Source organism: Pseudomonas sp. gcc21, from assembly GCF_012844345.1.
Lineage (GTDB): Bacteria > Pseudomonadota > Gammaproteobacteria > Pseudomonadales > Pseudomonadaceae > Halopseudomonas.
The window spans coordinates 1,192,012-1,210,656 of sequence record NZ_CP051625.1 but is presented as its reverse complement, the minus strand read 5'-3'; the positions used below and the strand labels follow the sequence as shown (position 1 = coordinate 1,210,656).

19 protein-coding genes are annotated in these 18,645 nt (G+C 58.6%); 15 read left to right on the top strand and 4 right to left on the bottom strand.

Going from position 1 to position 18,645, the window contains the following annotated elements:
* Positions 1-63 precede the first annotated feature (63 nt).
* From HG264_RS05730 to aat, 4 genes are all read right to left on the bottom strand, one after another.
* Complete coding sequence (locus HG264_RS05730) at positions 64-1,131, bottom strand: AI-2E family transporter (protein ID WP_169406753.1); 1,068 nt, start codon at positions 1,129-1,131, stop codon at positions 64-66.
* Positions 1,132-1,631: 500 nt separating this feature from the next.
* Positions 1,632-1,850, bottom strand: a complete 219-nt coding sequence (gene infA / locus HG264_RS05725) for a translation initiation factor IF-1 (protein WP_080050557.1) — start codon at positions 1,848-1,850, stop codon at positions 1,632-1,634.
* A gap of 218 nt (positions 1,851-2,068) precedes the next feature.
* A complete protein-coding gene (locus HG264_RS05720) occupies positions 2,069-2,776 on the bottom strand; it encodes an arginyltransferase (RefSeq protein WP_169406752.1) in 708 nt (235 codons plus the stop codon).
* A gap of 54 nt (positions 2,777-2,830) precedes the next feature.
* Positions 2,831-3,520, bottom strand: a complete 690-nt coding sequence (gene aat, locus HG264_RS05715) for a leucyl/phenylalanyl-tRNA--protein transferase (RefSeq protein WP_169406751.1) — start codon at positions 3,518-3,520, stop codon at positions 2,831-2,833.
* Positions 3,521-3,728: 208 nt separating this feature from the next.
* Here aat and HG264_RS05710 point away from each other — a divergent pair, with 208 nt between their 5' ends.
* The 15 genes from HG264_RS05710 (at position 3,729) to HG264_RS05640 (ending at position 18,578) form a co-directional block, all read left to right on the top strand.
* Positions 3,729-6,155, top strand: a complete 2,427-nt coding sequence (locus tag HG264_RS05710; protein ID WP_169406750.1) for a DNA translocase FtsK — start codon at positions 3,729-3,731, stop codon at positions 6,153-6,155.
* A gap of 23 nt (positions 6,156-6,178) precedes the next feature.
* The gene (gene lolA / locus HG264_RS05705) at positions 6,179-6,814 is read left to right on the top strand and encodes an outer membrane lipoprotein chaperone LolA (protein ID WP_169409021.1); all 636 of its coding nucleotides are present in this window, start codon (positions 6,179-6,181) and stop codon (positions 6,812-6,814) included.
* On the top strand, positions 6,798-8,144 hold the full coding sequence (locus HG264_RS05700; protein WP_169406749.1) for a replication-associated recombination protein A: 1,347 nt from the start codon (positions 6,798-6,800) through the stop codon (positions 8,142-8,144). The genes lolA and HG264_RS05700 overlap by 17 nt, the downstream gene beginning before the upstream one ends.
* Positions 8,141-8,512, top strand: a complete 372-nt coding sequence (gene crcB / locus HG264_RS05695; protein ID WP_169406748.1) for a fluoride efflux transporter CrcB — start codon at positions 8,141-8,143, stop codon at positions 8,510-8,512. Before HG264_RS05700 ends, crcB begins: the two co-directional genes overlap by 4 nt.
* 39 nt (positions 8,513-8,551) lie before the next feature.
* Positions 8,552-9,835 (top strand): serine--tRNA ligase, encoded by a 1,284-nt coding sequence (serS, locus tag HG264_RS05690; protein WP_169406747.1) that lies wholly within the window; start codon positions 8,552-8,554, stop codon positions 9,833-9,835.
* Between the two features lie 115 nt (positions 9,836-9,950).
* Complete coding sequence (cysG, locus tag HG264_RS05685) at positions 9,951-11,363, top strand: siroheme synthase CysG (RefSeq protein WP_169406746.1); 1,413 nt, start codon at positions 9,951-9,953, stop codon at positions 11,361-11,363.
* 34 nt (positions 11,364-11,397) lie between these two features.
* The gene (corA, locus tag HG264_RS05680) at positions 11,398-12,462 is read left to right on the top strand and encodes a magnesium/cobalt transporter CorA (RefSeq protein WP_169406745.1); all 1,065 of its coding nucleotides are present in this window, start codon (positions 11,398-11,400) and stop codon (positions 12,460-12,462) included.
* A 71-nt stretch (positions 12,463-12,533) separates the two neighbouring features.
* Positions 12,534-13,247 carry a type 1 glutamine amidotransferase gene (locus HG264_RS05675; RefSeq protein ID WP_169406744.1) on the top strand — a complete coding sequence of 238 codons (714 nt, stop codon included), beginning with the start codon at positions 12,534-12,536 and terminating at the stop codon, positions 13,245-13,247.
* On the top strand, positions 13,234-13,752 hold the full coding sequence (locus tag HG264_RS05670) for a lipocalin family protein (RefSeq protein ID WP_218573047.1): 519 nt from the start codon (positions 13,234-13,236) through the stop codon (positions 13,750-13,752). Before HG264_RS05675 ends, HG264_RS05670 begins: the two co-directional genes overlap by 14 nt.
* Before the next feature lie 193 nt (positions 13,753-13,945).
* Positions 13,946-15,619: a carbon starvation protein A gene (locus HG264_RS05665; RefSeq protein ID WP_169406743.1), complete on the top strand. Its 1,674-nt coding sequence runs from the start codon at positions 13,946-13,948 to the stop codon at positions 15,617-15,619.
* Complete coding sequence (locus HG264_RS05660) at positions 15,619-15,900, top strand: cory-CC-star protein (RefSeq protein WP_169406742.1); 282 nt, start codon at positions 15,619-15,621, stop codon at positions 15,898-15,900. The genes HG264_RS05665 and HG264_RS05660 overlap by 1 nt, the downstream gene beginning before the upstream one ends.
* A gap of 21 nt (positions 15,901-15,921) precedes the next feature.
* The gene (locus HG264_RS05655; protein ID WP_169406741.1) at positions 15,922-16,929 is read left to right on the top strand and encodes an ArsA family ATPase; all 1,008 of its coding nucleotides are present in this window, start codon (positions 15,922-15,924) and stop codon (positions 16,927-16,929) included.
* Positions 16,930-17,014: 85 nt separating this feature from the next.
* Positions 17,015-17,419, top strand: a complete 405-nt coding sequence (locus HG264_RS05650; protein ID WP_169406740.1) for a hypothetical protein — start codon at positions 17,015-17,017, stop codon at positions 17,417-17,419.
* A gap of 11 nt (positions 17,420-17,430) precedes the next feature.
* Entirely contained in the window at positions 17,431-18,012 is a 582-nt protein-coding gene (locus HG264_RS05645) for an AAA family ATPase (protein ID WP_169406739.1), read from the top strand.
* Between the two features lie 44 nt (positions 18,013-18,056).
* Complete coding sequence (locus HG264_RS05640) at positions 18,057-18,578, top strand: gluconokinase (protein WP_169406738.1); 522 nt, start codon at positions 18,057-18,059, stop codon at positions 18,576-18,578.
* Positions 18,579-18,645 lie beyond the last annotated feature (67 nt).

Below are 18,645 nucleotides of genomic sequence, written 5' to 3'. Positions count from 1 at the left end.
GGCCGTGTAGCCTTTAGAAGTCAGCAGCCCGCGCAACGCGGGCTGCTTTGTTTAATCCGGGCGTCAGTCGGCGGAGTGCTCCTCGGTATGGTCTCCGAGGATATCCTGCACATAGAGCATCTTCACCAGCACCATGCCGGCGGCGGCAAGCGGGGTCGCCAGGATCAGTCCGAGCGTACCGGCCAGCAAGCCGAACAGTATCTGGATACTGATGGTGAGCGCCGGTGGCATCTCGACGATGCGATGTTGCAGCCAGGGCGTTAGTCCCCAGCTCTCCACAGCCTGCACGCCCATATAGAGTGCAACTACCCAGAGTACGGTTTCGGTGCCCTCGAGTGACGCCAGCAGTATCGCGGGGATGATCGCCAGGATGGGGCCGATGTTGGGAATAAAGGAGAGCAGGCCGGCTATCAGGCCCAGCACTAATGCCAGTTCAATTCCGATAAACCACAACCCGACCGTGGTGAAGACGCCGATCACGAGCATTTCCAGCAGCTTGGCTATCAGCCAGGATTGCAATGTGGAGCCTGTTTCAAGCAGCACCTCTCTGGCGCGAGGGCGATAGCCCCGCGGAATGAGCTTGAGGAAGCCGCCCATGTATGATCCGGGATTGATGCTCAGGCAGATCCCCAGTATGAACGCGATGGCGAAGCTGCTGAATGCGCCGGTGATGGATGACAGAACGCCCGTTACTACGCTGAACACCCCGGTGCTTTGTTCCACTGCCTGTTCCAGGCGGTCGCGCTGTTCTAGCAAAAAATTCATCCATGTCGAGTCCGCTGCCCGCGCTCGCCATTGGTCTATCGCGCGCGGCAGGTTGTCGACCAGCGATTCGAACTGCGTGCTGATGCTTGGTGCGAGCAATACCACTGCGGCGCCCAATGCGATGATCAGCACTACGAAAAACAGCAGCAGCGACAGGCTGTAAGGCATACCGGTCTTGTCGGTAACCCACTGGGCTACGCCATTGAACAGCACGCCGAACAATATCGATGCAAAAATTAGTAGGAGAAAATCAAAAGCGAGCCATGAAATGATGCAGAACAGGACGACCAGCGCCAGTACGCTGGCTTGCACCATGGTTCGTGTCGCAACGGCGCGAGGGGAATAATGACCATCTTCTTCTGTCATTCAGAGCTCCCGGGCTGGCCCCCGCTGGCGGGCGTGGGTCTAGGTGTAATGTCTGCTGCAAAGCACTCGCTGGCGGAGTAGCGGGTGGCCATGGCCAGGCTTGCGATTACCAGCAGTGAAGGAAGCGCTGAACAATCCCTTGCATTCTCTGCGTGACCTGAAGCGTGCAGACGCAAGGCGTGCTTCGCCGTCAATGGTCGTAGCTCTTGCCAAGAAGCGCAACGCAGCAGGTGCGCGCTTCAGGCCACGCCCTTCGGGGCTTCCAGGTTGGCCCGCACTCGTCGTTGCGGTTTCTCGACAGGCCCCGGCATGGCTTCAAAACCGCGCCTCGATTGCGACCCAGCCTGAAAGCCAGAGAGCGCAAGGAATTATTCAGCGCTTCCTTAAGACTGTGTGCCGGGAGCATCGTTCAGCCACGCAACAACGCCATCCGAAGTACCATCGGATGGAGCGATCGAAGGAGTTGGCGTTGTCGTGGGTATTGGCGGGTCGGCTCGGTATTAGCGAGCGCGGTAGGTAATGCGGCCCTTGGTCAGGTCGTACGGTGTCAATTCAACTCGAACCTTGTCGCCGGTCAGGATGCGGATGTAGTTCTTGCGCATCTTGCCTGAAATATGGGCAGTCACGACGTGGCCGTTTTCCAGTTCGACGCGGAACATGGTGTTAGGCAGGGTGTCGATGATGGTGCCTTCCATTTCAATACTGTCTTCTTTCGCCATTAAGCAAAGGCCTCTCAATTTCGGTTCATTAAGCGAGTCATTGAAATCATGCCCGCAAAAAAGGTGAGCAATTGTGCCCTAAAACAGCCTGGCAGCCAAGTTTGGCGCCCAAATATATGACGGGGGCTCGCGGCTTCGGTTCGCAACTGCCTTGGAAAAAATGCGCGTGGCTTGTCAGAGGGGGTTGCTACGGCGGGGTCAGCGAACCCGTGGCAGCACTAGTTGACAACAATCCAGCGCTGATTGACCAGCATCTCGATCGGGCGGTATTCGGTTTTGTAGTTCATTTTCTTGCAGTTCTTGATCCAGTATCCAAGGTATACGGCGTGCAGGTTGCATCGGCGGGCTTCTTCGATCTGCCAGAGAATCGCATAACGCCCCAGGCTCCGTCGGTGCTCGTCCGGATCGTAGAACGTATAAACCGCGGACAGTCCGTTGATCATCTGGTCGGTAACGGCTACTGCCAGGAGTTTTCCGTTCAGGCGGAACTCATAGAAAATACTGAAAGGCCATTTGCGCACCAGAAACGAGGCGAACTGTTCGCGGCTGGGTGGATACATGTCGCCATCGGCGTGGCGGGCTTCGATGTAGCGCGCGTACAACGAATAGATTTCTTCGGTTGTCTCCGGGATGGTTCCGGTGACTACCAGATCACGATTGCGCTTCAGAATTCGTTTCTGTGCCGAGCTGGGGGAAAACGCATCAACCGGGAGGCGGGCGGCGATACAGGCAGAACACGCCCGGCAATGGGGCCGGTACAGGTGATCTCCACTGCGCCTGAAGCCCAGCTCGGATAGTCGACTGTATGTCACTGTATCGATGGGCTTCTGTGGGTCCAGAAATAGCGTCGTAGCCTGCTCCTCCGGCAGATAACTGCAGGCGTGGGGCTGTGTTGCGTAGAATTTGAGATGTGACAGATCAGTCATGGTCGTAGCTTCGATACGCTTTTCTCAGGAGTATAGGTCGGTAATTCAGCCCCATCAAAAAAACCGCCAGCAGTCGGGCGTGCCGTCAGCACAGAGCCGCATGAGCAGCGATCTGAATTCGCGTCGACGAATGCTTTCCGCGCCAAAGCTGAACAGGTGGTCGGTTGGCATCTGGCAGTCGATGAGCTCAAAGCCGCAATCGCCCAGCCGCTCGACAAGGTAAATGAAGCCGGTCTTGGAGGCGTTTGTCCGGCGACTGAACATGGATTCGCCGAAAAACACCTTGCCCAGCGCAACGCCATATAAGCCGCCGATTAGCTGCTCGTCGTCCCATACTTCCACGGAATGGGCGATGCCGCGTTTATGCAGTTCACAATACGCTGCCTGCATATCGGCTGTGATCCAGGTTGAATCAGTGTAGTCCCTGGGTTCCGCACACGCCGCCATGACTGCCGGAAAATTCTGGTCCAGTGTGACCGTGAATTGCGTTTGCCGAAGAAATTTACGCATGCTGCGCGAAACGTGCAGCTTTTCGGGGCGTAGTATGGTTCGTGGGTCCGGGCTCCACCACAGCAGAGGTTGGCCTTCCTGATACCAGGGAAATATTCCCAGCCGATAAGCGCGTTCGAGGCGGGCGGGGGAGAGGTCGCCACCTACCGCCAGCAACCCGTTCGGGTCTGCCAGTGCGTGCTCTGCAGAGGGAAAGTCCAGGCTGTTGGGGCTAAGCCAGCTAATTTGACTCATGGCGTCTCACCGACTCGTTGATACATAAGACCTTTCATCAGCAAGATGATATAAGTTATTGTCTCAATTAAAGATAGTGCTTAGAGCGTATCAAGCGCAAATGTGCGAACGAGGTTTACTCGATTACGCAAAACGCAGGCAAGCCTGCCTCCGACCGCCGGCGGTTGTGAATTCAGCCGCGGTAGGCCGTACAATAGCGCCCTGAACAATGACGGAAGCCAGAACGTTGAAGGATACCCGATCCCAGAAAGCAGCCCATCTAGCGGTGCGCGAACAGCTGAGCCTGCGACTTCGCGAAGGCGCGCTGCTGGCTATGATCGCCCTGTGCCTGTACCTGTGCATGGCGCTATTCACCTACGATCTCAGTGATCCAGGCTGGACGCACAGCGGCAATGTCTCGCAGGTGCAGAATGCCGGGGGCCAGATGGGCGCCTGGATCGCTGACGTCCTTTTGCTGGCGCTAGGTTATCTGGCGTTTCTCTTTCCAGTGATCGTCGCAGTCAAAGTCTGGCAGATGTTTCGACGGCGGCATCAACCATTCATCTGGAACGGTTGGTTGTTCTCCTGGCGCCTGATCGGATTCTTTCTGACGCTGTTTGCCGGTACCGCGCTGGCCGCCTTGCATGGCACAGCGCCGGCCAGCTTCCCTGATGGCGCAGGTGCCGGCGGGATACTCGGGCAGTTGCTACGGGATCTGGCCTATCCGGCGCTCAACCTGCATGGCAGCACGCTGGCGTTTTTGACCCTGTTCCTGTTCGGGATAACCGTATTCACCAATCTGTCCTGGTTCAAGGTCATGGATCTTACCGGCCGGATTACGCTGGATCTACTCGACCTGGTGAAGCGTGCATGGAACAGCTGGAGCTCACGCCGCGCCGATGACCGGTCCGAGCGCGAGGAGCCGGCGCGGCCTGCACGCACACCTGCACCGCGGCGAGAACCGTCGATTTCCCGAGAGGACAAGCAGCGTGCCGACGATTTACGCGCCGAGCGTCAGCATTCGCTTGAGCGTCATGTAGAGTCTCAGCAGAGCCGTCAGCCGCCGGAAATCGTACCGCCGGAGAAAAAGCCGGTCGAGCCGAGCAGCCGCCTGCAGAAGGAAAAGCAATCCAAGCTTACCTTTGACAGCGTCGAGCCCGGTTCACTCCCGCCCATCTCGTTGCTTGATGCGCCAAGCAAGAAAACCAAGGGATTTTCTGCCGAATCGCTTGAAGGAATGTCGCGCCTGCTGGAGCTGAAGCTTAAGGACTTCGGCGTTGAGGCCGAGGTTGAGAAGGTTCAGCCGGGGCCCGTGATTACCCGCTTTGAAATTCAGCCTGCCGCCGGGGTCAAGGTCAGCAAGATCTCCAACCTGGCCAAGGATCTGGCACGTTCGCTGGCCGTGATCAGTGTGCGCGTGGTCGAGGTTATTCCCGGCAAGACCACTGTCGGCATCGAGATTCCCAACGAGGACCGCGAGATCGTACGTCTATCTGAGGTGCTGCAGACGCGTGAGTTCGACGAGGCGCATTCGCCGGTCACGCTGGCGCTGGGGCACGATATCGGCGGAAATCCGGTCATGGCTGATCTGGCCAAGATGCCGCACCTGCTGGTCGCCGGTACCACCGGTTCAGGTAAGTCGGTCGGCGTGAACGCGATGCTCCTGAGTATTCTGTTCAAGTCGCAGCCTGAAGAGGTGAGACTGATCATGATCGATCCGAAAATGCTCGAGTTGTCGATCTATGAAGGCATTCCGCACCTACTGGCGCCGGTCGTAACCGACATGAAAGAGGCGGCCAATGCGCTGCGTTGGTGCGTGGCGGAGATGGAGCGACGTTACAAGCTGATGGCGGCCATGGGCGTGCGTAACCTGGCTGGCTTCAACCGCAAGGTAAAGGACGCGGAGAAGGCCGGCACGCCGCTGACCGATCCGCTATATCGTCGCGAATCCATGGATGATGAGGCGCCCGAGCTTGAGTCGCTGCCGACCATCGTTGTGGTGATCGACGAGTTCGCCGACATGATGATGATCGTCGGCAAGAAGGTTGAAGAGTTGATCGCGCGGATCGCACAGAAAGCGCGTGCGGCGGGTATCCACCTGATTCTGGCTACACAGCGGCCATCGGTTGACGTCATCACCGGCTTGATCAAGGCGAACATCCCCACGCGTATGGCGTTCCAGGTATCCAGCAAAATCGACTCGCGTACCATTCTGGATCAGGGTGGTGCGGAGCAGCTGCTCGGGCACGGCGACATGCTCTACATGCCACCGGGGACCAGCCTGCCGGTGCGGGTGCACGGCGCCTTCGTATCAGATGAGGAAGTTCATCGTCTGGTTGATGAATGGAAGCTGCGCGGCGAGCCGGATTATATTCAGGATATTCTCGACGGCGTTGATGATGGCGGGGCCAGTGCTTTCGATAGCAGCGGTGGCGGGGGCGGCGATGACAGCGAGACCGACGCGCTGTATGACGAGGCCGTTCGCTTCGTTACCGAAAGTCGTCGCGCCTCGATTTCTGCAGTGCAGCGTAAGCTCAAAATCGGTTATAACCGCGCTGCCAGGATGATCGAGACGATGGAAATGGCAGGCGTTGTAACACCCATGAATACCAACGGCTCGCGCGAAGTGATCGCGCCGCCGCCCGTGCGCGATTAACGCGGAGAATTGTCCATATCATGATGAAAAACCTGTTGCGCTCGACCTTGTCTGCGCTGTGTCTCGTCAGTCTGCCGTTCACGGCCGCGGCTCAGGGACAGGAGCAGGCGGCGGAACGGCTCAATGAACTGTTGTCCGCCGCACAGACCATTACCGCGGACTTCTCGCAGATGACGCTCAGCTCCAACGGCGCCAGCATGCAAGAAACTCAGGGTACGCTGGAGGTCAAACGCCCCGGCATGTTCCGCTGGCACACCAATCCGCCGCTGGAGCAGGAACTGGTCTCGGACGGCACGAAAATATGGCTATACGACCCGGACCTCGAACAGGTCACCATCCAGCAACTGGATCAGCGCATGTCACATACGCCGGCGCTGCTGCTCTCGGGGGATGTCAGTACCATTGAAAAGAGTTTTACCATCAGCTGGAATCAGGGCGGCACCGTTGAGGATTTCGTGCTTGAGCCAAAGGACAACGAGTCGATGTTCGACAACCTGCGGCTATCCTTCCGAGACGGTGTACTGAACGACATGCAGATGAGCGATCCGGTCGGTCAGCGCACCAATATTCTGTTTCAGAACGTGGTACTGAACCCGTCGCTGCCCGATAGCCGATTCACATTCGAAATCCCTGAAGGAGTCGATGTCATCAGTGAATAGCAAGGGGCTGTTCGACGATCCGGCACCCAACCAGCCACTGGCCGCGCGCATGCGTCCGGCCAGTCTGGATGAGTATGCCGGTCAGTCCCACTTGCTCGGTCCCGGGCGCCCCTTGCGGGTCGCGCTGGAGCAGGGCGCGCTGCACTCGATGATCTTCTGGGGCCCCCCGGGTGTCGGTAAAACGACATTGGCCAAGCTGCTCGCCACGCTGACTGATGCCCATTTCGTAACGATCTCGGCGGTCCTTGCCGGGGTGAAGGATATTCGCCAGGCGGTCGAAACTGCCCGGCAGCAGGCCGCTCAGAACGGCCGGCAAACTATCCTTTTTGTCGATGAGGTTCACCGCTTCAACAAATCCCAGCAGGACGCCTTTCTGCCATACGTGGAAGACGGCACGCTGTTGTTCATTGGAGCAACGACGGAGAACCCGTCCTTCGAGCTGAACAACGCCTTGCTCTCGCGGGCACGGGTATATGTGCTGAAGTCGCTGGACGATGAGGCATTGAGCGATCTGCTCAACCGCGCGCTGAGTGACGCGCGTGGGCTGGGCGAGCACCGGCTGGCCATCAGCGATGAGGCGCGCACGATACTGCTCGGCGCCGCAGACGGCGATGCGCGCCGGCTGTTGAACCTGCTGGAAATTGCTGCCGATCTGGTGCCGGACGGCGGCACTATCGAAACCACTCTGGTCAGTGACCTGCTCAACGACACGCGCCGGCGCTTCGACAAAGGCGGTGAGGCCTTCTACGACCAGATCTCCGCACTGCACAAATCAGTGCGCGGCTCCAATCCTGATGCCTCGTTGTACTGGTTCGCGCGGATGATCGATGGCGGCTGTGATCCGCTTTATATCGCCCGGCGCGTCGTGCGCATGGCCAGCGAAGAGGTGGGCAATGCCGACCCGCGCGCCCTTGAGTTGTGCCTGAATGCCTGGAACGTCCAGGAACGCCTGGGCAGCCCGGAGGGTGAGCTGGCCGTCGCCCAGGCCATTGTCTATCTCGCCTGCGCGCCGAAGAGCAACGCGGTCTACAAGGCCTACAACGCCGCGATGAAGGATGTTGCCAGCCAGCCTTCGCATGAGCCGCCGCTTCACCTTCGCAACGCGCCTACGAAAATGATGAAAGAGCTGGGTTACAGTCAGGGCTATCGTTACGCTCATGACGAGCCGGGTGCCTATGCCGCCGGTGAGGATTACTTTCCGGACGAGCTCGAGCCGCGCCAGTACTATCATCCTGTCAATCGCGGTCTCGAATCCAAGATATCCCAGAAGCTGGATCACCTGCGTCAGCTGGATGAGCAGAGCACGGTCAAACGGAGAACCGATCGGTGATAAGGACTATCGCAGTGATCGCACTGGGCGGCTCACTGGGCGCGTTGGCGCGATTTGGACTGGCGCAATGGATTGCCGCCTACTGGTCGCGATCCTTTCCGCTTGCCACCTTCGCCGTTAACCTGATCGGCTGCCTGATCATCGGTATACTCTACGGCCTGTGGCTGCACCGGCCGGAATTTTCGCCGCTATTGCGCCAAGGGCTGTTTGTCGGCTTCCTCGGTGCGTTCACCACGTTTTCCACGTTCTCGCTGGATACCCTGCGGTTGTTCGAGAACGGTGAGGGCCTGACGGCTCTCTCATACATCCTGCTCAGCGTGTGCATCTGTCTGATCGCCACCTGGGCCGGCCTGTCGCTGACCCGCTGACGCGCCAGGCTGCCACCCAAAACCAATAAGTGATGACCCATGCTTGATCCGAAACTGGTCCGTAGTCAAACCCAGCAGATCGCTGAACGCCTCGCCACCCGCGGTTTCAAACTCGATGTCGCTGCGCTGGAGTCGCTGGAGTCCCGTCGCAAAACAGTGCAGACGCGCACCGAAACGCTGCAGGCAGAGCGTAACAGCCGCTCCAAATCGATCGGCCAGGCCAAGGCACGTGGTGAAGACATCAAGCCGCTGCTGGCCGACGTTGACCGTATGGGCGAAGAGCTTGCCGCTGCAAAGCAGGAGCTGGACGCCGTTCAGGCGGAAATGGACGCGCTGTTCCTGATCATGCCCAACCTGCCCGACGAAAGTGTGCCGGTGGGCGAGGATGAAGATGACAACGTCGAGGTGCGCCGTTGGGGCACACCACGCGAATTCGATTTTGAAGTCCAGGACCACGTCGCACTGGGCGAGCGTTACGGCTATCTGGATTTCGAAACGGCGGCCAAGCTGTCCGGCGCGCGGTTTGCAGTTATGCGCGGTCCTATCGCCCGGCTGCACCGTGCCCTGGCTCAGTTCATGCTGGACGTGCACATCAATGAGCACGGCTATGAAGAGGTTTATACGCCGTATCTGGTGCAGGCCGACGCGCTGCTCGGCACAGGCCAGCTGCCCAAGTTCGAGGAAGATCTATTCAAGGTACCGCGTGGGGATGATCAGCGGGATCTGTATCTGATTCCGACCGCCGAAGTTTCGCTGACCAATATGGTCAGTGGTGAAATACTCGGTGCCGATCAGCTGCCAATGAAGCTCACCGCGCACACGCCCTGTTTCCGCAGTGAAGCCGGCTCCGCCGGACGCGACACCCGCGGCATGATCCGTCAGCATCAGTTCGACAAGGTCGAAATGGTCCAGATAGTCCGCCCGGACGCGTCCATGCAGGCGCTGGAAGAGCTGACCGGGCACGCCGAAGATATCCTGCAGCGACTCGAGCTGCCTTACCGCGCGCTGGCGCTGTGTACTGGCGACATGGGCTTCGGCGCTGTAAAAACCTATGACCTGGAAGTCTGGATCCCGAGTCAGGGCAAATACCGTGAAATTTCCTCCTGTTCCAGCTGCGCGGACTTCCAGGCCCGCCGTATGCAGACCCGCTGGCGCAATCCGGAAACCGGCAAGCCAGAACTGGTACATACCTTGAATGGTTCTGGTCTGGCTGTGGGGCGCACGCTCGTGGCAGTGCTGGAGAACTATCAGCAGGCTGACGGCAGCGTTGTCATTCCCGAAGCGCTGCAGCTCTACATGGGTGGCATCGACAAGATCGGCTAAGCCAAGGTGCCTAGCAGTCGGACGAAACATCCGCTGCGAGGCGAGGGCGCTGTTATGAAGTGCGGGCATTCCGCCAGCCAACCCGCGTGCCCTCATCACTAACCCAGAGGTTTCCATGGACTACCTACCCCTGTTTCACAACCTGCAAGGACGTCTGGTGCTTGTGGTCGGCGGCGGCGAAATAGCTCTGCGCAAATCGCGGCTTCTGTGCGAAGCCGGCGCTGTGTTGCGCGTGATCGCCTCACGCGTTGAGCCAACGTTAAAAGAGCTAGTCGATCGGTCTGGCGGCGAATGGTCCGAGCGCACCTATCAGCAGGCCGACCTTGAGGGTGCACAACTGGTGATCGCGGCGACAGACGACGGTTCGCTCAACGCGCAGGTGTCCGCAGAGGCCCAGGCAATGAATCTGCCGGTCAACGTGGTGGATGCACCGGAACTCTGCAGCGTTATTTTTCCGGCCATTGTCGACCGTTCGCCGCTGATGATCGCAATCTCCAGCGGCAGCCATGCGCCGGTATTGTCGCGGCTGACGCGGGCGCGCATCGAGACGCTTTTTCCACACAGTTACGGCAAGCTGGCGCAGCTCGCCAAACGCTTTCGCAGTCGCGTTAAAGAGACGTTCCCGCAGATCAATCAGCGCCGGGTGTTCTGGGAAAACGTGTTCCAGGGCGATGTAGCCGAACGGATTTTCGCCGGCCAGGATCAGGCGGCTGAAGCGCTTCTCGAGCGTCAGCTCGGCGATCAGGCCGGCCAACGCTATACCGGGGAGGTGTATCTGGTCGGTGCAGGGCCGGGAGATCCGGATCTGCTAACCTTTCGCGCGCTGCGGCTGATGCAACAGGCCGATGTGGTGCTGCATGATCGCCTGGTACCCGACGCGATTATCGATTTGTGCCGGCGTGATGCGGAACGCATTTACGTCGGCAAGGCGCGCGCCAACCACGCAGTGCCCCAGGAGCAGATCAACCAGCTGCTGGTGCGTCTGGCGAAGGAGGGCAAGCGGGTGCTGCGCCTAAAGGGCGGCGATCCCTTTATTTTCGGGCGAGGCGGTGAAGAGATTCAGGAGCTGACGGCCAACGCCGTTCCGTTTCAGGTGGTACCCGGCATTACCGCAGCCAGTGGCTGTTCGACCTACGCCGGTATTCCGCTGACGCACCGGGATTTTGCCCAGTCGGTACGCTTTATAACCGGCCATTTGAAGGATGGTTCGACCAACCTGCCGTGGGCCGATCTTGTCGCGCCTGGTCAGACCCTAGTGTTCTATATGGGCCTGGTAGGGCTGCCGGAGATTTGCGCGCGGCTGATTGAGCATGGTCGAGGCGGTGAGACGCCGATGGCGCTGATTCAGCAGGGCACCACGATCAACCAGAAAGTGTTGATCGGTACGCTGGCGACCATGCCGGAGCTGGTGCGCAACACCGAGATTCGCCCGCCGACCTTGCTGATCGTTGGCGAGGTGGTAAGCCTGCATGAGCGTCTGAAGTGGTTCGAGCCAGGCGAAAAGGGGCAAGCGCAGGGCGTGCTCTAGAGGGCGTCGCCGTTTCAATTCCAAAGGAGAGGACATGGCTCGCAAAATCGTGGTCAAGCGTGGCCGTAAGGTAGGGGCGGCGCCAGGCACGTTGGTGCACATCGGTAGAGCGTATAACGGTGCGACGCCGATCAGGGTGATCGATTATGATCAGGAGCATTTGACCGACGACACCCTCACCGACCTTGGGGAGCTGAGCCAGTACAAGGATGGCGACCGCGTCTCCTGGCTAAACGTCGATGGCGTGAACCAGCCGGAACTCATCGATGCGATCGGCCAGACTTTCGCGCTGCATCCTCTGGTGCTTGAGGACATCCTCAACACCGACCAGCGTCCGAAGGTCGAGGACTACGATGGTTATCTCTACATCGTGCTGCGAATGCTGCGATTCGATACCGAACGCCAACAGATCCATTCCGAACAGCTCAGCCTGGTGCTGGGCGATGGCTATGTGATTTCGCTGCAGGAGCACCCGGGCGACGTCTTCGATGCGGTGCGAGAGCGGCTCCGCACGGGTCGACGCATCCGTTTTATGCGCGCTGATTATCTGGCCTATGCGTTGCTGGATGCGGTGGTGGATCACTACTTTGTGTTGCTGGAGCATCTCGGCGACCAGATCGAAGCGCTGGAAGACGAGCTGATTGATAATCCGACCCCGGCGACTCTCGCCAGGATTCACCACTTCAAGCGTGAAATGCTGCTTCTACGCAAATCAATCTGGCCTCTGCGGGAAGTCCTGTCGCGCCTTTCACGGGATGAAAGCCCCCTGATCAACGCCGAAACCAAGCTCTTTCTGCGAGACGTGTACGATCATGCGGTGCATGTCATCGATACGGTCGACACGCTGCGGGAGCTACTGATCGGCATGCTTGATCTGTACTTGTCCAGCGTCAGCAACCGTATGAACGAAGTGATGAAGGTCCTGACCATCTTCGCCACTTTATTCATGCCTCTGACCTTTATCGCAGGGGTCTACGGGATGAATTTTGACGTCATGCCGGAACTTGAATGGGTCTACGGGTATCCAGCTGTATTAGGACTCATGCTCTCGCTGGTGCTGGTATTGGTGGTGTTCTTCCGCAAGCGGCACTGGCTTTGAAAATAGCTGCCATCAGCCTGAGCAACTATGCTGGTGCCTAGCGTTACACAACCGTGACACAGGGATGCTCCATGCGCGCACACTACCTGCAACATGCAGATTTTGAAGGGCCAGGCTCGATCGAGACCTGGCTACAGCGCAAGGGCTATGGCATTACATCCACTCATATGTATTCGCAGGACCTGCTGCCGAAGGTGAGTGAGCTGGATCTGCTGATCATCATGGGCGGCCCCATGAGTGTGAACGACGAAGCCGATTATCCCTGGTTGGTCTCTGAGAAGCAGTTTATCCGCGAGGTTATCGAGGCGGGGATTCCCGTTCTCGGCGTTTGTCTCGGGGCACAACTTATCGCAGACGTACTGGGCTCCCGGATCTTTCGCGCCAGCGAGCCTGAGATTGGCTGGTTCCCGGTACAGGGCATCCGGCCTGATGATCCTGCCTGTTTCCACTTGCCAGACGAACTCTGTGTACTGCATTGGCACGGCGAGACTTTCGATTTGCCTGCAGGGGCCGTCCGACTGGCCCGAAGCAGTGTGTGCGAGAACCAGGCGTTTCAGTTTGGGGATAGGGTAATAGGTTTGCAGTTTCACCTTGAAGCGACTGCTGAACTGGTCAATGCGTTTGTCGAAGCGGATGCCCAAGCGCTGGCAGAAGAAGGTGCCTTTATTCAGAGCGCTGCGCAGATCAGCTCGGTGTCGGCAGAACAACTGGAAGCGACACAGTCAGTGATGACTCGAATATTGGATTTCCTACACAGAGAGGATCACAACAATGATGTGTCGTAACGGATTGGCCGCACTGGGCGTTTCAATGCTGGTTGGCTGTGTCAGCCTGCCAGATAAAGTCGAGCCGGTGAGTGATTTCGAGCTCGATCGCTATCTGGGGACCTGGTACGAAATTGCCCGCCTGGATCATTCTTTTGAACGCGGGCTGAGCAAGGTTACGGCTGAGTACAGCCTGCGTGAAGACGGCGGTATTCGCGTCTTGAACCGCGGTTATTCGAAGGAGAAGAGGGAGTGGAGCGAAGCAGAAGGCAAAGGTTACTTCGTCTATTCAGAGGATATCGGTCACCTCAAGGTCTCTTTCTTCGGTCCGTTCTACAGCTCCTATGCAATTTTTGGGCTCGACGAGGATTATCAGCACGCATGGGTAGCCGGCAACAATACTGACTACTTGTGGTTACTGGCGCGCGAACCGCAGGTCAGTGACGAGCAGATTGAAGCCTTTGAGGCCCGCGCTGCCGAGTTGGGGTTCGCTACTGATGAACTGATTTACGTCGAGCACGATTAGCTGTCTTGCCCATGTTGCTTTTTTGGGCTGGGCTGATGGCTGAATAATGACTATATGACTATATTAAACAGGTTTCGGGTCCGCCCGAAATCTGCTTGAGCTGATGCTAAGGAAGCATCTGAAACATCACGCCGCCGTTTGCCCTGCGGTGTGATAGTTCAGACATCCTCTAACAATAATTAAGGAGCACTACATGAGTGCCGCGATTCTGCTGGCGATCGGCCTGGTTCTTATGGCCCTGGGGTATTTCATTTACTCCAAATTCATTGCTGAGAAAATCTACCGTCTGGATCCGGATTACCGAACCCCCGCCAATGAATTCGAGGACGGGATTGATTTCGTTCCGACCAATAAATTCGTTCTCTGGGGGCATCATTTCACTTCCGTTGCGGGCGCAGCACCCATTGTCGGGCCAGCCATTGCGGTGATCTGGGGCTGGGCACCGGCGTTTGCCTGGGTCGTATTCGGTACCATCTTCTTTGCCGGGGTGCACGATACCGGTGCCATCTGGGCGAGCGTGCGCAACAAGGCACGGTCGGTTGGCTCGCTGACCGGTGATGTAGTCGGCAAGCGCGCACGCAGCATCTTCATGATTGTCATCTTCCTTGTGCTGCTGATGGTCAACGCAGTGTTTGCCGTGGTGATTGCAAACCTGATGATGAGCTTCCCGACGGCGGTGGTGCCGGTATGGGGCGCGATCATTGTCGCGCTGATCATCGGCCAGCTGATTTACCGCCGGATTCTGTCACTGCCCGTGGTCTCGGTACTGGGCGTCGTTGCGCTCTATGCAATGATCTGGGTTGGGCCGTCGGTGCCGCTGCAGATGCCCGCCGAGGTGGCTGGCATGTCCGGCAACGCCATGTGGATACTGCTGTTGTTCCTGTACGCGGCCATCGCGTCTGTTCTGCCGGTGTGGGTGTTGTTGCAGCCGCGGGATTACATCAACGGACTGCAGTTGTTCGTTGGGCTGATTGTGCTGTACGGCGCGATTGTGCTGCTCAACCCAACCATGATCGCGCCGATGCTGAATATCGACGTGCCGGCCGGTACGCCCTCCATGGTGCCGCTGTTGTTTGTCACCATCGCTTGCGGCGCGATCTCCGGTTTCCATGGTCTGGTGTCGTCAGGTACCACCTCGAAGCAGCTTAACCGCGAGCCTGATGCACGATTTGTCGGGTATTTCGGCGCTATAGGCGAGGGCGGGTTGGCACTTGCGGCAATCCTGGTCGCTTCCGCTGGTTTTGCCAGCCTCGCTGACTGGCAGGCGATGTACAGCGCCTTCGGCCAGGGCGGCGTAAAGGCCTTTGTTGAAGGTGGCGCGTTCATCATCCATAACGGATTGGGCGTTCCAGAGGTGACGGCGGCTACGCTGCTGACGGTAATGGCAGCCCTGTTTGCCGGCACTACGATGGATACCGGCCTGCGCCTGCAGCGCTACATCTTCCAGGAGTGGGGCGAGATCTATAAGCAGGAGTGGATGACCAAGCCGCTGCCGGCCACCTTGCTGGCCGTGGGCACCTGTCTGTTGCTTGCATTCGGTGCAGGCGGGGCGGATGGTTCCGGCGGGATGATCATCTGGCCGCTGTTCGGCACCACCAACCAGCTGCTGGCCGGTCTGACTCTACTGGTGATCACTGTCATGCTGGTGCATCTGCGTCGCCCCATGTGGTTCACCCTGGCGCCGCTGTGCTTCCTGCTGGTGATGACCGTAGTCGCGCTGCTGTTCCAGCTGCGCACCTTCTATGAAACGGGCAACTGGTTCCTGCTCGGTCTGGATATCGTTGTGCTGGTCGCTGCGATTCTGGTGGCACTGGAATGCGCCGCTGCGTTGAAACGTCACCGTGCCCTGGCGGCATCGGAAAGCTGATGTCTGACAAGACACCCTCCGAATGGCGTGCCTGGTTAGGCCAGGCGCGCTTTTTTCTTGAAGAGATGTACAGCACCCGTTATCGCGGCGCGATCGCCCGCGCCCGGCGTGATGAAGATGATCTTTTCATGCTGCTGGTGTTTGCCGAGATGATGGGCGTGCCCAATCCCGCGGCTTATTACACGCTCGAGCTGCAGCCACTGTTGCTCGAGCGCTTCCACGACTGGCACAAGCGCCAGGGTATGGAACATTCCCCGCTGGATCATTTCCGCTGTTGCTGATCTTCCCGCAGAGGTACACACATGTTTGATTTGTTGAGCCGCCGCCTGGTCTGGGTGGGGGGAAAGGGCGGTGTGGGCAAGACCACGGTTTCGGCCGCCCTGGCGGTCCTCGCTGCTCGCCGAGGCAAGCGCTGCCTGATCGTTTCCACGGATCCCGCGCACAGCCTGGGCGATGTGTTCGCCAAACAGCTGGACGATACACCGCGTCGCCTGCTGCCCAATCTCGATGCCATGGAAATCGATCCGGATATCGAGGTCGAGGCGCATCTTGCGCGCGTCACCGCGCAGATGCGCGGCTTCGCGGCGCCGGAAATGATGGATGAGCTCAAGCGCCAGATGCAGCTGACCCGCCAATCGCCAGGGGCGCAGGAAGCGGCATTGCTTGAGCGAATCGCGCGATTGATTACCGATCCTGAGCTTGCCTATGACCTGATCATTTTCGATACGGCCCCAACGGGACACACCCTGCGCCTGTTGACCTTGCCGGAGGCAATGGCCGCCTGGACTGATGGCCTGCTCACGCATAACCGCAAGTCCGAGCAGCTGGGCAAGGTGCTGAAACACCTGACGCCCAGGGCCGGTCGCGATGTGAGTTCTCCCTTTGATGATCCGAAGGAAGACGCGCTGAGCGCGCTCGACCAGCGTACACGGGACATCGCGGAAACGCTGCTCAACCGGCGCAGGCTGTTCCATCAGGCGCGTCGCCAGCTGGAAGACGCAGCCCAGAGCGGGTTCATGTTTGTTCTCACACCGGAGCGACTGCCGATTCTGGAAACCGCAAGAGCGGTTACCACGCTGCAGGACGCCGGGATCCCGGTGGTCGCCACGCTGGTCAATCGCGTCATACCGGTTGAAGCCGATGGTGCCTTCCTTGAACGCCGGCGGCACCAGGAGGCGACCTATTTGCAGCGCATTGATGAAACCTTTGCCGCGCTGCCGCGGCCGCGTTTGCCTTGGCTGGATACCGATGTGCAGGGGCTCGAAATCCTTGAGGATCTGGCTGACCGCCTGGCTGGCGAAGGGTTCTGACCCGCTTTTATCACTGGTTCAGCATGCTTGTAGCGGCGCGCTACAATTGCTATGGTGCGAGTGTCTGTTGATCAGGAGAAAGGTTATGGCTACGTCTTCACCGCTTCGACTTGATGAGAAACTGGTTGTGGCCGCCGCGACGCAGGGTAGCCTGGAAAAGCGCACCACGCCGCGCCAGATCGAGTATTGGGCCGAGATCGGCCGTGCAGTAGAGCGCGACCTGGATGCACGGGCATTGCTTGCCATAAGAGAAGGATTGGCGCGGATTCGCGTCGAGCCCGTACGCGCCGAGCCGGTGGCGTCTGATGATGTGTTTGCAGAGGTTGATCTGGCGCGCGCCACGGGAACGCTTGGCGACCAAGTCAGCGCATCGACGATCCGTTATCAGGCCAGTCGGTCAATGCCTGGTCTGCTTGAGCAACACCATCCGGACGGGCGCGTCGAAACCGGGCGGTTCCGTGATGGTCAGTTCGTGCCTTTGCAAGGATGAGCCTCTGAACCATGCCGCCGCAAAAGCAGCTCTGGATCCTTACCGGTGGCAACGGGGCGGGTAAAAGCACCTTTTACCGCCTGTTCCTCGAACCGCGTGGCATGGTGTTTATCAACGCCGACAATATTGCCCGCGATCTGTCGCCAGACAATCCGGAGGAGGCCAGCTATCGAGCGGCGCGGCTGGCCGAAGTTATCCGTTATGAACTACTGCAGGAGGGCGCAACCTTCTGCTACGAGACCGTTTTCTCGCATCCTTCCAAGATCGATTTCGTCGCAGAGGCCAGAGCGCTTGGCTATCAGGTTATTCTGGTGTTTATTTATCTCGAATGCTCTGATTTGAACAAGGCCCGGGTTGCGCAGCGCGTGAGCGAGGGCGGCCACGCCGTACCTGAAGCCAAGATCGAATCGCGTATTCCTCGCACGCTCAGCAATGTCCACCGTGCGCTGGCGCTCGCCAATGAAGTACATGTGATTGACAACAGCAGTCTCGAGCAACCTTTCATTCGCATTGCAAGATTGGACGATGGCTGCCTACAGACGTACCAGCCGCTTGAAACCTGGGCCAGAGAGTTGTTAATCGATTATCTCTGAAACGAGCGCCCCTGGCACAAACGGGTACCGCAGAGGGGAAATGTATGCAGCAGGGTATAAATGCATTGGTGGTTATGGGCGTGACATCCTGTGGCAAGAGCACTATCGCCGAGGCGATCGCCGAGGGCGCAGGTGGTGTGCACATTGAAGGTGACCAGTTTCACAGCCCAGCCAGCATCGAGAAGATGCGCAGTGGCATCGCGCTGGATGATGAGGATCGTCTGGAGTGGCTCCGACAGCTCGGTAAGTTGCTGGTTAGCGCGGTAGCGGCGGGGCAGAAGCCGGTGTTGAGTTGCTCGGCGTTGAAGCGTTTCTACCGGGAGCAGCTGCGTGAGGCCATTCCAGGATTGGGCTTCGTATTTCTGGATATCGATCAGGCTGAAGTACAACGGCGTTCTGCTTTGCGCAGGGGGCATTTCATGTCCCTGAATCTGATCAGCAGCCAGTTTTCCACCTTGCAAAGACCGGATAACGAACCGCGGGTATTGACTGTGGATGCAACCTTGCCAGTGGCGGTGATCAGTCGCCAGGCAATCGACTGGTGGAATGCCAGCGGCTGGCGCTGAACCGCTGGTTTCAGACGACCTGCCAGAAAACCCAAAGCGCGCTGCCGTCGTTGTCGCGATCGCCTCT

Coding starts and splice junctions, on each gene's coding strand:
- HG264_RS05730 (WP_169406753.1), bottom strand. CDS start 1,131: ATGACAGAAGAAGATGGTCATTATTCCCCTCGCGCCGTTGCGACACGA.
- infA (WP_080050557.1), bottom strand. CDS start 1,850: ATGGCGAAAGAAGACAGTATTGAAATGGAAGGCACCATCATCGACACC.
- HG264_RS05720 (WP_169406752.1), bottom strand. CDS start 2,776: ATGACTGATCTGTCACATCTCAAATTCTACGCAACACAGCCCCACGCC.
- aat (WP_169406751.1), bottom strand. CDS start 3,520: ATGAGTCAAATTAGCTGGCTTAGCCCCAACAGCCTGGACTTTCCCTCT.
- HG264_RS05710 (WP_169406750.1), top strand. CDS start 3,729: ATGACGGAAGCCAGAACGTTGAAGGATACCCGATCCCAGAAAGCAGCC.
- lolA (WP_169409021.1), top strand. CDS start 6,179: ATGAAAAACCTGTTGCGCTCGACCTTGTCTGCGCTGTGTCTCGTCAGT.
- HG264_RS05700 (WP_169406749.1), top strand. CDS start 6,798: ATGTCATCAGTGAATAGCAAGGGGCTGTTCGACGATCCGGCACCCAAC.
- serS (WP_169406747.1), top strand. CDS start 8,552: ATGCTTGATCCGAAACTGGTCCGTAGTCAAACCCAGCAGATCGCTGAA.
- cysG (WP_169406746.1), top strand. CDS start 9,951: ATGGACTACCTACCCCTGTTTCACAACCTGCAAGGACGTCTGGTGCTT.
- corA (WP_169406745.1), top strand. CDS start 11,398: ATGGCTCGCAAAATCGTGGTCAAGCGTGGCCGTAAGGTAGGGGCGGCG.
- HG264_RS05675 (WP_169406744.1), top strand. CDS start 12,534: ATGCGCGCACACTACCTGCAACATGCAGATTTTGAAGGGCCAGGCTCG.
- HG264_RS05670 (WP_218573047.1), top strand. CDS start 13,234: ATGATGTGTCGTAACGGATTGGCCGCACTGGGCGTTTCAATGCTGGTT.
- HG264_RS05665 (WP_169406743.1), top strand. CDS start 13,946: ATGAGTGCCGCGATTCTGCTGGCGATCGGCCTGGTTCTTATGGCCCTG.
- HG264_RS05660 (WP_169406742.1), top strand. CDS start 15,619: ATGTCTGACAAGACACCCTCCGAATGGCGTGCCTGGTTAGGCCAGGCG.
- HG264_RS05655 (WP_169406741.1), top strand. CDS start 15,922: ATGTTTGATTTGTTGAGCCGCCGCCTGGTCTGGGTGGGGGGAAAGGGC.
- HG264_RS05650 (WP_169406740.1), top strand. CDS start 17,015: ATGGCTACGTCTTCACCGCTTCGACTTGATGAGAAACTGGTTGTGGCC.
- HG264_RS05645 (WP_169406739.1), top strand. CDS start 17,431: ATGCCGCCGCAAAAGCAGCTCTGGATCCTTACCGGTGGCAACGGGGCG.
- HG264_RS05640 (WP_169406738.1), top strand. CDS start 18,057: ATGCAGCAGGGTATAAATGCATTGGTGGTTATGGGCGTGACATCCTGT.